15 protein-coding genes are annotated in these 15,419 nt (G+C 37.3%); all 15 read right to left on the bottom strand.

The window, feature by feature from the left end; all coding sequences use genetic code 11:
• Window position 1: 1 nt before the first annotated feature.
• Window positions 2-730, bottom strand: a complete 729-nt coding sequence (gene fliP, locus Q0940_RS16190) for a flagellar type III secretion system pore protein FliP (protein WP_299270873.1) — start codon at window positions 728-730, stop codon at window positions 2-4.
• Between the two features lie 23 nt (window positions 731-753).
• On the bottom strand, window positions 754-1,263 hold the full coding sequence (fliO, locus tag Q0940_RS16195; protein WP_299270850.1) for a flagellar biosynthetic protein FliO: 510 nt from the start codon (window positions 1,261-1,263) through the stop codon (window positions 754-756).
• Window positions 1,238-1,642 (bottom strand): flagellar motor switch protein FliN, encoded by a 405-nt coding sequence (fliN, locus tag Q0940_RS16200; RefSeq protein ID WP_299270852.1) that lies wholly within the window; start codon window positions 1,640-1,642, stop codon window positions 1,238-1,240. Before fliN ends, fliO begins: the two co-directional genes overlap by 26 nt.
• A 12-nt stretch (window positions 1,643-1,654) precedes the next feature.
• Entirely contained in the window at window positions 1,655-2,722 is a 1,068-nt protein-coding gene (fliM, locus tag Q0940_RS16205; RefSeq protein ID WP_299270853.1) for a flagellar motor switch protein FliM, read from the bottom strand.
• A 21-nt stretch (window positions 2,723-2,743) separates the two neighbouring features.
• On the bottom strand, window positions 2,744-3,274 hold the full coding sequence (gene fliL, locus Q0940_RS16210; protein ID WP_299270855.1) for a flagellar basal body-associated protein FliL: 531 nt from the start codon (window positions 3,272-3,274) through the stop codon (window positions 2,744-2,746).
• 153 nt (window positions 3,275-3,427) lie between these two features.
• A complete protein-coding gene (locus Q0940_RS16215) occupies window positions 3,428-5,377 on the bottom strand; it encodes a flagellar hook-length control protein FliK (protein ID WP_299270856.1) in 1,950 nt (649 codons plus the stop codon).
• 112 nt (window positions 5,378-5,489) lie between these two features.
• Entirely contained in the window at window positions 5,490-5,954 is a 465-nt protein-coding gene (gene fliJ, locus Q0940_RS16220; protein WP_299270858.1) for a flagellar export protein FliJ, read from the bottom strand.
• 15 nt (window positions 5,955-5,969) lie between these two features.
• Window positions 5,970-7,313 (bottom strand): flagellar protein export ATPase FliI, encoded by a 1,344-nt coding sequence (fliI, locus tag Q0940_RS16225; RefSeq protein ID WP_299270860.1) that lies wholly within the window; start codon window positions 7,311-7,313, stop codon window positions 5,970-5,972.
• A gap of 1 nt (window position 7,314) precedes the next feature.
• The gene (locus Q0940_RS16230; protein ID WP_299270861.1) at window positions 7,315-8,382 is read right to left on the bottom strand and encodes a flagellar assembly protein FliH; all 1,068 of its coding nucleotides are present in this window, start codon (window positions 8,380-8,382) and stop codon (window positions 7,315-7,317) included.
• 51 nt (window positions 8,383-8,433) lie between these two features.
• Window positions 8,434-9,477 (bottom strand): flagellar motor switch protein FliG, encoded by a 1,044-nt coding sequence (gene fliG / locus Q0940_RS16235; RefSeq protein WP_299270863.1) that lies wholly within the window; start codon window positions 9,475-9,477, stop codon window positions 8,434-8,436.
• Window positions 9,470-11,110, bottom strand: coding sequence for a flagellar basal-body MS-ring/collar protein FliF (fliF, locus tag Q0940_RS16240; protein WP_299270874.1), 1,641 nt, complete (start codon window positions 11,108-11,110; stop codon window positions 9,470-9,472). Before fliF ends, fliG begins: the two co-directional genes overlap by 8 nt.
• Before the next feature lie 127 nt (window positions 11,111-11,237).
• The gene (gene fliE, locus Q0940_RS16245) at window positions 11,238-11,585 is read right to left on the bottom strand and encodes a flagellar hook-basal body complex protein FliE (RefSeq protein WP_299270865.1); all 348 of its coding nucleotides are present in this window, start codon (window positions 11,583-11,585) and stop codon (window positions 11,238-11,240) included.
• A 231-nt stretch (window positions 11,586-11,816) separates the two neighbouring features.
• A complete protein-coding gene (locus tag Q0940_RS16250) occupies window positions 11,817-13,202 on the bottom strand; it encodes a sigma-54 dependent transcriptional regulator (protein WP_299270867.1) in 1,386 nt (461 codons plus the stop codon).
• Window positions 13,199-14,434, bottom strand: a complete 1,236-nt coding sequence (locus Q0940_RS16255; protein WP_299270869.1) for an ATP-binding protein — start codon at window positions 14,432-14,434, stop codon at window positions 13,199-13,201. Before Q0940_RS16255 ends, Q0940_RS16250 begins: the two co-directional genes overlap by 4 nt.
• Before the next feature lie 419 nt (window positions 14,435-14,853).
• Window positions 14,854-15,234, bottom strand: coding sequence for a hypothetical protein (locus Q0940_RS16260; RefSeq protein ID WP_299270870.1), 381 nt, complete (start codon window positions 15,232-15,234; stop codon window positions 14,854-14,856).
• Window positions 15,235-15,419 lie beyond the last annotated feature (185 nt).

A 15,419-nucleotide genomic window follows, 5' to 3' on the forward strand; every position in this document is an offset into this window, starting at 1 on the left:
ACTAAGTCCCTAAACCAAAGCTTTTAGCTAAGGTACTCATAACCAAAGACCAACCATCGACTAACACAAACATCATAAGTTTAAACGGTAATGAAACTATCATGGGCGACAACATCATCATCCCCATAGCCATGAGTACCGATGCCACCACTAAATCTATAATTAGAAATGGAATGAAGAACATAAAGCCAATTTGAAATGCAGTTTTTAATTCTGATGTTACAAATGATGGAATGATCACTGACATTGGTAATTGTTCTGGTGAATTTAATTCGGTATAACCGGCAATTTCAGCAAAGGTTTGTAAGTCACTAATACGGGTTTGCGCCAACATAAACTCACGCATTGGTATTTTACCAATTTCATAAGCTTGAATTGAGGTTATATCTTCATTTAAATAAGGTTCTACTGCGGTTTGATGAATTTCATCAAAAACCGGTGCCATAATAAAAAAGGTTAAAAACAACGAAATACCGATCAATATCTGGCTATTTGGTGTTTGTTGTAAACCCATAGCTTGTCTAAGGATGGCTAAAACAACAATAATACGGGTAAATGATGTCATCAACATAACAATGGCTGGAATAAAGCTCAGCGCAGTCATCATAGCTAACACTTGTAGTGTTATGCTGTAATCTTTTGAGCCGTCAGGATTATCCGTTATAGTTAACGCTGAAAAAGCTCCTCCTTCAGCCAATACATCAGGGGTAAATGTTGATAAAAACAACATTATTCCAATAAGGATAAATTTCACTATTTAACATCCTTTACTTTAGAGTTAGGTTTGTTCTTCACTATATTTTGCGGAGGCGTATAACCAAATATTTTATTTATTTTGTTAACCAAATTGTTATTACTTAACTCTTGTGTTGGTTTTTCAATTTTATTATCTAACTTAAATAAATGATTAACACTTTGATTGGTTACGCCTATAGCATGTTGCTCACCTTGAACATCAATGATAACAATCCGTTCACGTCCACCAAGCGACATGCTACTGACCAATTTAAAATGGTCAGAGGAAGCTGGCGTTAAATTAAACTTTTTAGCAAGCCAAGCAATAACAAAGATGACAAAAAGAACAAAAAACAATGCCATCAGCAATGACACTAAACTGCCTGTTTGGGTGTCTAATCCACTGCCTGTATCTATAACTTTGGTTTGGTTTTCTGAAAAGCAAAAAGCATCATTAGCTGTAAAGCTTAATGATGCTAGTAGTAGATAACGCTTAAAATTCTTAGCGTAATTTTTTAATACGTTCAATTTGACTTATTACATCCGTTAGTCGAATACCAAATTTGTCATTAACCACAACCACTTCACCATGTGCGATTAATGTACCATTAACTAATACATCAAGAGGTTCACCAGCAACCCGATCTAACTCTACTACAGAACCTTGATTGAGTTGAAGTAAATTACGAATACTTATTTTACTACGCCCTACTTCCATAGAAATATTAACAGGAATATCTAAAATAGTTTCTAATTTTCTAGACTCAGCTTCGTTTAGAGTTGTACTCGTATCTTGTAATTCTTCAAGTTCAGCTGGAACTACATCATCTTCACCACCAGCGCCATCATCACCAGACTCAACTAATGCTGCAGCCCATTCATCCATAGTATCTTGTTCATCACTCATGGCCATATCCCCTTATAATTCTAAATCGTCTTCTAACGCGAGAAGCTCTGAGTCATCATCTAGACGACGACCACCTTTGGTCAGTACGTTCATTTCAGACTTAGCTGATTCTGGACGTTTAATTCTTTCTGCAATCTGTATTGCTATATTATCACGACAACGGCCTAATTTAGCTCTATATGTCGGTAACTCTTCAATGAAAACAGTAATATGTTCAGGCATTTCAATTGGAATAATATCACCGTCTCTTAATTCCATAATTTGACTCAAAGGTAATTCCATTTCTAGCATTTGCGTACTCAAACCAACATAAACATCCATAATTTCATCACGTAGCGCTTTACTCCAACGATAATCAGTATCTTCATTATCACTTTGAACACCCGCATCGAGTAATTCACGGATAGGCTCCAACATTGAATATGGTAAAGCTACGTGGAAATCACCACCGCCGCCATCTAATTCAATATGAAATGAACTTATGACTATAACTTCAGTTGGCGAAACTATGTTTGCCATCGCAGGGTTTACTTCCGAATCTAAGTATTCAAAAGAAACATCCATTACCGGCGACCAAGCTTCTTTATAATCTTCAAATACTAATTTTAATAACATTTGAATAATACGTCTTTCTGTTGGCGTAAATTCACGACCTTCTATCTTAGCGTGATATCGACCATCGCCACCAAAAAAGTTATCCACTAAAATGAATACTAGCCTAGCTTCCATGGTGATCAAGCCCGTTCCTTTTAACGGACGGAATCGAACCATATTTAAACTCGTTGGAACAAATAAGGTGTGTATATATTCACCAAATTTGATCATTTGTACGCCATTAATTGATACTTCAGCGGTACGACGCATCATATTAAATAAACTGATCCTCATATGACGAGCAAAACGCTCGTTAACAAGTTCAAGTGTAGGCATACGTCCACGAACAATACGGTCTTGCGAAGAGAAATCATAATCTAGTGTGTTCGACTTACCATCACCAGAATCATCATTCTCCTCTTCTTCTACATCATCAACCCCATGAAGTAGCGCATCAATTTCGTCTTGAGACAGAAGATCAGTCATATTACTCTCTTAGTTATATTGTTACTGCATGACAAAGCCAGTAAACAATACATCCTCTATAATTTTAGAACCAGCTACGGCATATACTGCTTTTTGCACATCGTTTATAGCTTTTGTTTTAACTGCATCTTTACCAGCTACTGTGGCTAAATCATCCGCATTAGCTGTACTAAAAGCTTTTAATAAAGTACCTTCAATTAACGGTATATGACGTTTAGCAAGCTCATGATCATTGTCGCCACGCACCATAAGTTGTACTTTTATTTGAACTAAACGGTCACGTGTCGTACCTGGTACATTAAAAGTAAATGGTCTTGGCATAGTTACATACATAGCCGTACCTGTATTAGCAGGTTCAAGTTCACCCATTTGCTCTTGTGTATTACTAACTTCAGTCTCTGCCGTTACAGGCTCTTCACTGTCATCACTGCTTGAAAACATAAAGAATCCACCAACGGCTAACAATATTAGAATAACCGCCGCAATAATAATTATCATTTTTTTACTGCCACTAGGGCCATCTTCCATTGTTAAATCATTATCTTCAGCCATCTCTTTCTCCGTAATACCTAATTAATATTTAACTCAATGGTATTTGCCATTAGAGTAATAAGCAATAATTAAGCCCAATTAACTGAACTTTCATACTGAAAATAGATTAATTGTATAACTATTTTACTATTGCCCTCTTTATTCAAAAGAAAGCTATGCGTAATAATCAACATTCCAAGGCGAATTTATCGCCCTATTTAACTTATCTTGTGCCACTAAATTAGCGTCATCTTCATTATTTTCGCCAGATGTACCATTTGCATTGGCTGAGCCATCTTCAGAGTCGCTCGTTTCAGACTCACCTTTAGCGTTACCATGTTGAACGTCACTATCGGCTAACTCCATACCTTGTTGTTCAAGCATATCTTTTAATCGAGGTAAGCTGGCATCTAAAGCATCTTTTGCTTGCTGATTGGACACAACAAAACTCACAGAAGCTTGCTCGTTATTCATGGTCAACTTAATTTGTATTGTACCTAAATCCGGTGGATCTAAACGAATATCAATAGACTTCATATTTTTTGACAGCATCATGCCTATTTGCTGTTGCATATGATTCGCCATTTCTTGTTTATTAAACAATATACTTTCACGTAACAAGGTTTCACTTTTTGCTTGAGCTATGTTCTCTAACTTTGGTAATTCCAAGGTTTTATCTAACTGAACGCCATTAATTTCGACAACATCTGTTTTTTGGGCCGACTCATTTAGTCTCCCAACAGTATCGACTGCACTCGACATTAACGCTGCAGTTCTCATATTTAATAAAGACTCAGTTTCCGAATCTAACTTACTTTCTGTTTCTGTACTTATATCACTATCGATATCAGTTGAACCGTCAATATCAGCATTTAGCTCAAGGCTAAATTTATTAAGTTCAGTATCACCAGTATTATTACTTTTTATTAATCCCTGTAATGCTGGATTAATGAAACTAAGTACATTACTGCTTTTTGTAGCTTGTTCTAATAAACTATCCTGTTTAATACTGTCGCTGTTTTGTGTTTGTTGTTGAGCAGCTAAGTTGGCAAATATTTGTGAATTATCCGATGTTAAATCTAATTCACTTTCAAGTCCGAAATTTTTCTTGCCGCTAGAGTCTAATAAATCAGAACTCATTTTTTGAGGGGAAACGTCTTGCGTTTCACTCGACATTTGCGCAATTAGAGTTTCAATATCACTGTTGTCAGTAATGAATTCATCCACTATTTTACTATCCAGTGTATGTAAATCCTCATCACCTGTAGTGTCTAGAGTATCACTATTTAAAACATCAATCTCGCTATCAGGTTCAATCAAATTGCTTGTTAATAAGCTAGATAATTCTGATAAATCAACTTGATCATCACCTTGCTCTGACTGTTCAGCTTTTAAACTTGCCAGCTCAGCAAGTAACTTTTGAATATCTTCTGGTTCAGAACTTTGTAAAATTTTATCTAGCTCTTCATTAGTAATCAGTTCATTTACAACCGATTCATTATCGACTGATTTACCAGCGGATAATGAATGATCATCTGACGGCTCTTCCACCAATACACTGTCATTTTTTTGCTTATGATCAACAACAATTTTTATCACAGTGTCTAACCATGACATATCATCGTCAACACTTTCATTCTCTGTTTGAATTTGTTCTTCATCAACGCTAGCGGTAACTAATAAAGGACTTATATCATCCATTTGTTCAGATTGCTCAGAATCCAAATTTTCAGTATCGACGGTGCTAACCAATTGAGCTTCATCTACATCTTCATTTTTTATGCTTGTATTTTTTGAGCTTATATCGCTCGGCTCATTATTCTTGTTTTTCAACTGTACTTTATCGTCACTTGAAACCGGTGTTTTATTTTCGCTTTCAGATCTAGATTGAACTTTAGATTGTGACTGTGAATTAGATTGTTCTTGCTCACGGCGCTGTTGCTGACGAACCTGATCATTTCTTGCCGCATCTTGTCGCTGCTCTGTATTTAACTGCTGCTGACGACTCTGAGACATAGCATCTTCAAACTTACTGTCGCTATTATTTTGACTCGCCTTATTTACGGCAGTTTCACGCTTAGGCTCACTAACACTCTGATTTAATAGTACATTATTTTGCAGCATTTTATCTCCGTCGCTGAGAGCGAACCTAATATTGAAACGTTGTTTATTGAAACAGAGTTATTACATAACTCATTATTACTTAGTGTTATTCAAATATTGTTCCAATATTGCTTTAGTTGCATTGATTAGCATTAGCTATCTTATTTCGGATGAATTTTTGGGAGGCAAATTCATCAGACATAGACTGTTCTTCTTTGTCCATAACCTGCTGAATCATAATGCGTTTTTTTTCTATTAAGGTCTCAACCGCCTTTACTTTTTTATTCTGCTCTAACCAAGTATCTTTACGTTGTTTTAATATTTGCTTGGATGTTTCAGTCACGTCTACTTGTTTCTTTATACCTTCTTCCAATTGCACAATAAATCGTTGAAAGTGCTGATAGTTGCCACCTAATACACCATCGCTTCCCATAGATTGCATTTTTTGTAAGTAGCCTAATTTATAACTCAGAACTTGATCTAGCTTAGTTTTACCTGCTTGTAAAAATGACTGAGCAGATTGTAAATCGGTGGCATATCGTTGCTCTTTTTCCGACTCAATTCTAAGTAATAATTCTAATTGCTTATTAACTTTCAAGGTACAATTCCCCCACTATTTCTGTAATTGCAACTGTTTAGTCAACAATTGTAATTGTGAAAGCGACATATCATAAGGTGTTATATCTGTCATCGTTTGCTGTAAATAAGCATCCATAACCGGTTTCATTTGAATCGCTTTATCAACAACTGGATTGCTACCAGGGGCATACGCACCAATAGAAATTAAATCTTTATTTTGCTCGTATGCAGATAATAACTTTTTGAATATTAATGCCATTTGCATATGCTCATGACTTACAACTTGTGGCATAACACGGCTAATTGATTTCGCAACATCAATCGCAGGATAATGGCCGGAATCAGCTAAGTCTCGTGATAGTACAATATGTCCATCTAGGATCGCCCGAGAGGCATCTGCAATAGGGTCTTGCATATCATCGCCTTCCGACAATACGGTATAAAATGCGGTAATTGAACCTTGGTTCCCACCGCCATTTCCTGCTCGTTCCACCAACGCTGGTAACTTAGCAAAAACCGATGCTGGATACCCCTTTGTTGCAGGAGGCTCACCAATTGCTAATGCAATTTCACGCTGAGCTTGAGCGTAACGGGTAATTGAATCGATAAGTAATAAAACATTTAGTCCTTTATCTCTAAAGTACTCGGCGATTTGAGTTGCGGTTTCACAACCTTTTAAACGACGTATTGGTGACATGTCGGCTGGTGCGGCAACAACAACGGCTTTTTCTCGACCTTCTTCACCTAATATTTCATCAATAAATTCTTTAACTTCTCGGCCACGTTCACCTATTAGACCCACCACGATAACATCAGCACTCGTGCCTCTGGTCATCATGCCAAGTAATACAGATTTACCAACACCAGAACCGGCAAACAAACCCATTCTTTGCCCTTGCCCAATACTAATAATGCCGTTAATGGCTTTTACACCAACATCAATTGCCGTTTTCACTGGGCGTCTAGCTAATGGATTAAGTGGTGTGCTTTTTTGTTGAGCATTTATGTCAGCTTCAATAGGACCTAAACCATCCAAGGGTTCACCCATTGGATCAATAACTCTTCCTAATAATTTCAGAGACAGAGGTAAGTCGTTAGTATTATGTGAAACGGTAACTCGGCCACCTGGCATAATGCCGCCAATTTGATCAATGGGCATAAGGAATAGCTTATCATTTTCAAAGCCAACAACCTCAGCATCAACTTCACCAGTTAAGGTTTGAATACGACAATGCCCACCTAACGGCGCACTACAACCAACAGCCTCAAGTGTTAAGCCTGTTACTTTAGTTAAACGCCCAGAAACTTCAGGCTTCGCATTATTAATCCAGCCTTCATATTTTTCTAGTTTTTGCTCTAATGTCATTTGATTGATCATATTAACTTTCCCTACTTCGAGAACGTCGTTCTTTTAAACGTGGGTCTTCAACATTTTTATCCGAGCTCGCTTCCACACTTTGATTTTCATTCTGATTAACAATTTCACTACTAATGTCTTCGGAAGAATTTGGCGCACTCTCTTCTGAAGTCGGCTCAGAAGAGGTATCTGGTTGGTTATTATTTTCTGTAATTAAAGCGGCCTTGTCTATATCCTCTTGTGGAATATGACGGGTAACTTGTGGTGAATGGTCATTCACTTCTTTATCTAAAAGCGCTTTTTCAACGAAAGGTTCGATAGTTTGTTTTATTCGTTGTTTAACCGAACGGTCTATTAACGAATCAGGTGTCATTACAATAATATCGCCAGGTTGGTAGCTAGGCTCTTCTTTGATGATCCATTTTTGCTCAATCATGGCTTCTTCAGTATAAATCTCTGAGAGCAGCTCAAGATCATCTGGGTGGATATGGATTTCAGATAATTTAGTATTAAATGGCAAAGAAGCGGTCGCTTCATGTATCACACTTAACAGTGCATCTTTATTGCATTTAGTTTCGTGACGAATTACTGACTCGGCTAACATAACAGCTAAATTTAATAGTTGTTGTTCAGCTGCGGCATCTACTTTTTCAATTGGGAAATAAAGTTGGTGAGTTAAATCGGTAAGACGCGCTACTTTTATATCAATTGCAGACTGGCCTTGTTCTAAACCAGCTAAGTAGCCTTCTTCGTGTCCACTTTTAATACCTTTCTCATGGCCTTCTTCAAGCCCCTGAGTCTCGCCAGCTTGATAACCTTCAGTTTTCCCTAGCTCAAAACCTTCGTTATAAGCATCTTGACGTATTTGCTCAATTTCTTCCGCCGTAAGCGGTTGAATTTCTTCTTCTTCAACCTCTTCAGCTGCAACGACTTTACTATACAATTCATCTAGTGGTATCCCCATAAAATTGGTTTTACCAATATATCGAGAACGTTGACTTTCTGTGACATCAGGCGCAACCCACTCTTTAAGCAACTCGAGCAGCTCTCTATCTGGTGTTACTGGTTTTTTGCCTAATTTATCGTTCACTATATTATCTCTTGTCGTTAGCCACTAAGTTTTTTTTACGCTGCGACTTCATTATAAGAAGTCGTCACCGCCACCGCCGCCTAACATAATTTCTCCAGCATCTGCCAATCTACGAGCAATTGCTAAAATTTCTTTTTGTGCCGTTTCAACTTCAGATATACGAATTGGAGGCATAGCTTCTAAATCATCGGCAAGCATATCTGCCGCACGTTTAGACATATTACTAAGTATTTTATCTTTAAGACCGTCGTCTGCACCTTTAATTGCTCTCATTAATGAGTCTTGTTGTACTTCACGTAATATTGCTTGAATACCACGATCTTCAACATCAATTAAGTTATCAAATACAAACATTAAGTCTTGAATTTGTTGAGCCATCTCTTCATCATGCTCACGCATGGCATCCATCAATTGCCCTTCTATATTGGTATCTAAGAAGTTCATGATTTCTGCGGCTGCTTTCATGCCACCCATTTTGGCTGCTTGAGCACCAGCTTGACCAGCAAACTGTTTCTCCATAATTTCGTTTAATTCTTGTAATGCCGCTGGTTGTACTTCTTCCAAGTTAGCAATACGCATAGTTAAATCGATTCTTACTTTATCGGCAAATTGGCCTAAAATTTCGGCTGATTGATCAGGTTCTAAGTAAGCTAATACAATCGTTTGAATTTGCGGATGCTCATTACGGATGATATTTGCAACTTGTTTAGAGTCCATCCATTTCAATGATTCTAGACCTTTAGCACCACCACCTAAAATAATTTGATCAAGTAATGTAGCAGCCTTTTCTTCACCAAGTGCAGCCGTTAAGGCTTTTTTGATAAAGCTTTCAGACTGGAAGCCAATCGTACTGTAGTCTTGTATTTGTTCGATAAAGGTACGATGAACCGCTGCAATTTTATCTTGGCTCAAGTCATCTACTTGTGCCATAGCAACACCTACTTTTTGAACTTGTTTAGGTTCAAGGTGTTTTAATATTTGAGCAGCATCTTCTTCCGATAAACTTAAAAGTAATATCGCGGCTTTCTCAACCCCTTCGAGTTTATCTACATCAAATACAGGTTTTTTATTTTCTACTGCTGGTACATCACTCATCTTCTAATAACCACCCTTTAACTACTTGAGACGATAATTCAGGCTCGTTGGCAACTAGTGCTCTAACGGCTTTCAATAAGTCTTCATCACCATGTAAGTCTGGTAATTTTAACGAACCGTCGGCACCAATACCTATATCGGCCTCATCAAACTCTGTTGTTAACATATCTAATGTTGCATCACCTAAGTCTACACCACCTAACGCATCTTCTTCATACTGATTTTCATCTTCAGGGTTAATTAGTTTTCTCAACATTGGACGTACAAGTCCTAATATTAATGTCATGATGACAATCATACCGACTAATAATTTAAATAGTGGTTGGAACCAAGCTTGCTCATAAAAAGGAATATCGGCACCATCAAGATCCAATGGCTTATTAAAAGGTATGGTAACCACTTCTAAAACATCACCACGGGTCATATCAAAACCGATACCACCTTGTAATAACCGTCTCATATTCACTAACGCTTGTTGTGTACGAGGTACTTTTTGAACTGTACCATCTGCAGCTGTCGCCGTTGTATAGTCAACCGCTACTGAAACACTAATACGACGAACCACACCAGTCTGACTTTGTTTATGACTGATAGTTTGATCTAACTCGTAGTTCCTAGTTTGTTCTTTGTGGCTGCGGCCATTACTCGTTCTAGAACGACCATTAGTCGCATCCTCAGGAATGTCTGACTCCAACGGTGGCTGATTTGATAATGCACCAGGAATACCAATTGCGCCATTTCCCGTGGTGTTATCTTCTATTAAGAATTCACTACGTACAGCGGGTAAGTCTGGGTTGTAAGTTTTTTGCGTTTCTTGAACTTGAGTGAAGTCCATAGTGACATCAACTTGTGCAGTGTAGTTTTCTAAACCAACAACCGGCGATAAAATAGAGTCAATTTTGTTTTTGTATTCTTCTTCACGCTGACGTTCTATATCAAATTGTTTTCTTGATAACGCGGATAATGAGTTTTGTGAACCTGAGTTTAGTAAACGGCCATTTTGGTCGGTTACCGTTACTTTAGCTGGGTCAAGCCCTTGTACTGCTGATGCAATGATATCAACAATAGAGTCAATCTCTTCTTCTGCTAACATACGGCCAGTTTTTTGGGTAATTACAACCGTTGCTGATGGTTTTTTTGAATGTCTGGCAAATATATTTTCTTTAGGAATTGCTAGTAATACTCTAGCGCGGGCTACTGAATTTAATTCTTCAATTGTTCTGGCTAATTGTTGCTCTCGGCCATGTTTTAAACGCTCAGTCTCCATACGTTGGCTTACGCCAAAACCAGAGTCTTGCATTAATATTTCAGAGCCTGTCGTTGGATTATTTGTTAATCCACCACGAGCAAGTGACAATTTAATATTTTGATACTCGTCACCATCAACCATGATCACATTTTGTTCTAATACATACTCAATTTTTTGCGAATCTAAATAATCTAGAGTTTCAATTAATTCTTCAGTTTCAAATTTACCAATAGGACGCATATCAGGTTCACGAGACCAGATAATAATAAAGATGGCTATCGCTAAACAGATAGTTAAAGCAATGACTAATGCACCTTGTCGCATCACTTCCGCATTTGATAATGCACTCATAAAGCCAGATTTTTGCTCTTCTACTGTATCCATGCCGTCTACAGAAAGAGAAACAACATCCGACGATAAGTCGTTGCTATTTGGATCTGCTGCTACTTGAGTTGATAATTCGTCAGCCACGTTAAATACCTTTATTTTAAACTGTTAATTCGATGACCAATTAAACTGGCATACTCATGATTTGTTTGTACGCTTCAACTAGTTTGTTTCTAACTTGAACCGTAGCTTCAAATGCAATACCAGCTTTATTTCCTGCGATAACGGCTTCCGCTAATGTCACTGAACGGTCGCCCATTTCCACAGCAGTTTTTAATTCACCAGCTGTAGATTGAAGATCATTTACATTGTTAATCGCTTGGCTTAGTAACTCACCAAAGTGAGCTGAAGATGGGTTAGTAACTTGCTGAACATTAACATCCATATTAGGACGTATGTTAGTTGCAGTGCTTGAGACTTGATTAGCCATACCTTGCAGTTCTGAATATAAATTGTTTGCTTGAATGTTCATAATAAATCCTCTTTAAAGACAAACTTGATCTTAAACTAGGTAGGATTTTGCAGATATAGTGCCAGTTTTTAACTATTTGTTTTTAAAGGGTTTTATTTGCAATTTTGCAAGGTTTTATCATTGCCAAGAATTTGACAGTCTGTTTTCAACAGGTACGAAAAAGCTCAGAGATATCAAATTTTTGATCACTGAGCTTTGTATTTTTCAAATTGAATATACTAAATGATATAACTAAGCTGGGACTTCAATTCCCTGATCACGCATCTTAGCTAATTTGTAACGTAAGGTTCTTGGGCTTATACCTAATTTTTCCGCTACATCTTTTCGTTTTCCTCTACATGCTTGTAGTGCATCTAAAATAATACGGTTTTCCTGCTCTCTAATTTCCATTTTAAAGTCAGGTGATTCGTTTGATTCTGTTAGCGTCGCGATAGCAGGTGCATTGTCCGATATCAAGTCAGCTTTAATATCTGCTGAGATTTTATCTACCGCAAACTCTTCCAATAAAATATGTTCGATTTCAATCTTGTTATCTGGACATAAGATTAATGCACGTTGAATGACATTATCTAATTCACGAACATTACCAGGCCAAGAGTGATTGTGTAATTTCATTTTAGCATCATAAGAAAAGTCAGGAATTTCACGGCCCATCTCTACGCAATGACGACTTAATAAATAAAAGGCAATTGGTGTTATATCGTCTTTTCGCTGCGCTAAAGGCAACCAACGAATTGGGAACACGTTAAGACGATAGTATAAATCTTCACGGAATTTACCGTCACGTACCGCTGTCATTAAATCACGATTAGATGTCGCTAAAACTCGTACATCTAACTTAATTGTTTTACGGCTACCTAATCGCTCAACTTCACGCTCTTGTAATACACGTAATAATTTAGCCTGTAGGTTCATGTCCATTTCTGTTATCTCATCTAACAAAATAGTGCCATGTTGCGCTTGTTCAAATTTCCCAGGACACGCTTGAATAGCGCCTGTAAATGCACCTTTTTCATAACCAAACAAGGTTGCTTCTAACATGTTCTCAGGAATAGCCGCACAGTTAATAGCCACAAAATCATGCTCAGATCTATTCGATTGATCATGAATATAACGCGCCATTACTTCTTTACCTGCACCACTTGGGCCTGTGATCATGACGCTTGCGTCCGACACAGCCACTTTTGCAGCTACTTTTAATAATTCTTTACTCTTTTTATCAGCAACAATCGGTTTATGTCTTTCTACCTGTTTTACTGGAGCGTAACGACCAACCATATTTAACAATACTTCTGGGGCAAATGGTTTTGCCATATAATCAATCGCACCATACTTCATGGCTTCAACAGCATGATCGATAGCAGCATATGCGGTCATTAACAAAAATGGTGTATTTGGGTATAATTTTTTAACTGACTTTAATAAATCAAGTCCGCTTAATCCCCCCATTTGAACATCAGAAATAATAATATCAATGACATGCTGTTTTAATAATACTAACGCAGTTTCAGCTGAGTCGGCTTCAACAACGGCATAACCTGCGATAGACAGAGTATCAACAAGCGCTTCTCTAAGTCCTGAGTCGTCTTCAACGACTAATATTTGTGATTGGCTCATGCTGCATTCTCCTGTGCTTTGGTTTCCGACACATTGTTATTTTCTTCGACTTCACTGGTTAATTTTATAGGAAGGTACAAGTTGAATATTGCCCCACCTTCTTTTTTATTTATCACTTCAACTCTACCTTGATGCGCTTGAGCTACGGTTTTTACCACAGATAATCCAAGTCCAGTTCCTTGTGAACGAGTCGTAAAGAATGGTTCAAATATTTTGTCCATTTGCTCAGGCTTAATACCTGGGCCATTATCTTCAACTGATATACAAACTTCATTAGGTAAATGGCTAATACGTCTTGCGGCTAAATGAACATCAACGCCCTTACCTATCACTTGCACTGCATTATGAACAAGATTAGTAATGGCACTGGCTAAACTGGTTTTATTTGCCAAAATACAAATATCAGGCTCAGGTAACTCAACACTAAATTTACCGCTTTGGATAACAAATGTTTCTGAACTCTGATAAACCGCGGTTAATAATTGCTGTAATGAAACTTGTTCAAGCACTTGATTCTCACCACTTTTAGCAAACATTAACATATCATTAACTTGTTTTTCTAAATCTACTAAACGTGACGACAATTTACCTGCAAAGTTTTTTCGCTTATCGGGTGTTAATTTTGAATTCGCTAAATTAGCAGCATATAACATAGCCGCAGAAAGTGGCGTTCTAATTTGATGTGCCAAACTTGCAACCATACGACCCAATGCCGATACGCGTTGCAGATGACTAATTCTATCTTGTAGTTTTCGAGTTTCCGTTAAATCCGTCATAACAATCAGCTGACCAGACTGAAGTGGCATAATTTCTAATTTAACTCTGCGTCCATCGTATAAAGATACTTCGTGTCCGTCATCACTTCTAGGTTTAAATGAGCGCGTAATAATCGAACGCCATTTTTCACCTTCAAGTGGAACACCTAATAATGCGATAGCAACTTTATTTGCTTGTGAGACTTGCCCTTTATTATCCAGTACAACAACACCATTAGGTAAAACGTCAACCAAATGGCTTAACTCCTGATTACGATTACGTAATAGAGTTAACTCATTGGATTTTCCATAACCATCGCTGACATTATTTTTACGATATGCATGATTAATTGCTCCAAACGAACTTTTGTTTTTATTGTTAAAACCTAGTTCCATCATAGGAGCAAACGATGCCAATTTCAGTTGAGAATTGACTAACGATTTATCTGAGATAACTGCGCTAATACTTGCTGACATAATACGGTCTCTTTTTGGTCTAATACGAACAAATTAAAACAATCTTTATGCCAACTTTTTAATTGTTATTTTTCATATAGTTACATAGTAAAAACAACCAAAAACGGGAGTAACAAAATTTTGACTTCTTGATTTTCACATGAGCAAAAAACAACGAACTACAATGTAATTAGCAGTAAATTCAACAGCGGTTTTTTATGGCTTTTGTATGAGCTTTAGATGAGCAAAAGTATAAAGAAACAAACACTCTCTAAACGACATAATTTTATTCATAATGTCAGTGCCCGATGGGAAAATGGGAAAATGAAAGAAATAGCTTTGCTGATTGAAGATTGACGATACAAGTTAGCTGCTTAAGGGCAGCTAATTTATATGTTATTGCTTATTTGACGGGGGAAAGTTCATATGTGTTATATGCATTATTCTACTTTGATAGACAGTGACTGGAAGTTAAATTTTTTCAAATCACTGTTAGTAGCTGTAGCACGATATATTTGTTCATTAGTGCTTGAATCATACACGGTAATTATTTCGGTATAACCATAATTATTATTCTTTATCATATCAGCTGAAAGCCGGCAGGATGGAGTGGTTATTGAAGCAAAGTAATTATTATTTAATTTCACTCTAAAAAGTAATTCATCCTTCTCTTCCCAAGTTCTTCCCCAACCAACGCCTGTACAATTACGCTCCTTTACTATGCAAGTGTAAGTCACAGTATCACTAACAACACCAGATGATGTTTTAACATCTGCTTTAGCAGTGAACACAACAGGATCAGAAGATGCCATACTTGCCACTGAAGCTCCACAACCAATCAATCCTACAGATGAGATGCAGGAACTTAGTGGAAGTATACTCAAAATGATTAGAAATAATCTCATAGCTCGAGTCATCGAATGCATATAATAGACATAATGACTCCCCACGAAAGTGCTGATCTCCAATTAATCGTGGGTTAGCTGAAAGCAAAAGCCATAATAGT

Origin of the sequence: uncultured Psychrosphaera sp., assembly GCF_947500655.1 — a bacterium.
Taxonomy (GTDB): Bacteria; Pseudomonadota; Gammaproteobacteria; order Enterobacterales; family Alteromonadaceae; genus Psychrosphaera.

Coding starts and splice junctions, on each gene's coding strand:
- fliP (WP_299270873.1), bottom strand. CDS start 730: ATGTTGTTTTTATCAACATTTACCCCTGATGTATTGGCTGAAGGAGGA.
- fliN (WP_299270852.1), bottom strand. CDS start 1,642: ATGAGTGATGAACAAGATACTATGGATGAATGGGCTGCAGCATTAGTT.
- fliM (WP_299270853.1), bottom strand. CDS start 2,722: ATGACTGATCTTCTGTCTCAAGACGAAATTGATGCGCTACTTCATGGG.
- fliL (WP_299270855.1), bottom strand. CDS start 3,274: ATGGCTGAAGATAATGATTTAACAATGGAAGATGGCCCTAGTGGCAGT.
- Q0940_RS16215 (WP_299270856.1), bottom strand. CDS start 5,377: ATGCTGCAAAATAATGTACTATTAAATCAGAGTGTTAGTGAGCCTAAG.
- fliI (WP_299270860.1), bottom strand. CDS start 7,313: ATGATCAATCAAATGACATTAGAGCAAAAACTAGAAAAATATGAAGGC.
- fliG (WP_299270863.1), bottom strand. CDS start 9,477: ATGAGTGATGTACCAGCAGTAGAAAATAAAAAACCTGTATTTGATGTA.
- fliF (WP_299270874.1), bottom strand. CDS start 11,110: ATGGATACAGTAGAAGAGCAAAAATCTGGCTTTATGAGTGCATTATCA.
- fliE (WP_299270865.1), bottom strand. CDS start 11,585: ATGAACATTCAAGCAAACAATTTATATTCAGAACTGCAAGGTATGGCT.
- Q0940_RS16250 (WP_299270867.1), bottom strand. CDS start 13,202: ATGAGCCAATCACAAATATTAGTCGTTGAAGACGACTCAGGACTTAGA.
- Q0940_RS16255 (WP_299270869.1), bottom strand. CDS start 14,434: ATGTCAGCAAGTATTAGCGCAGTTATCTCAGATAAATCGTTAGTCAAT.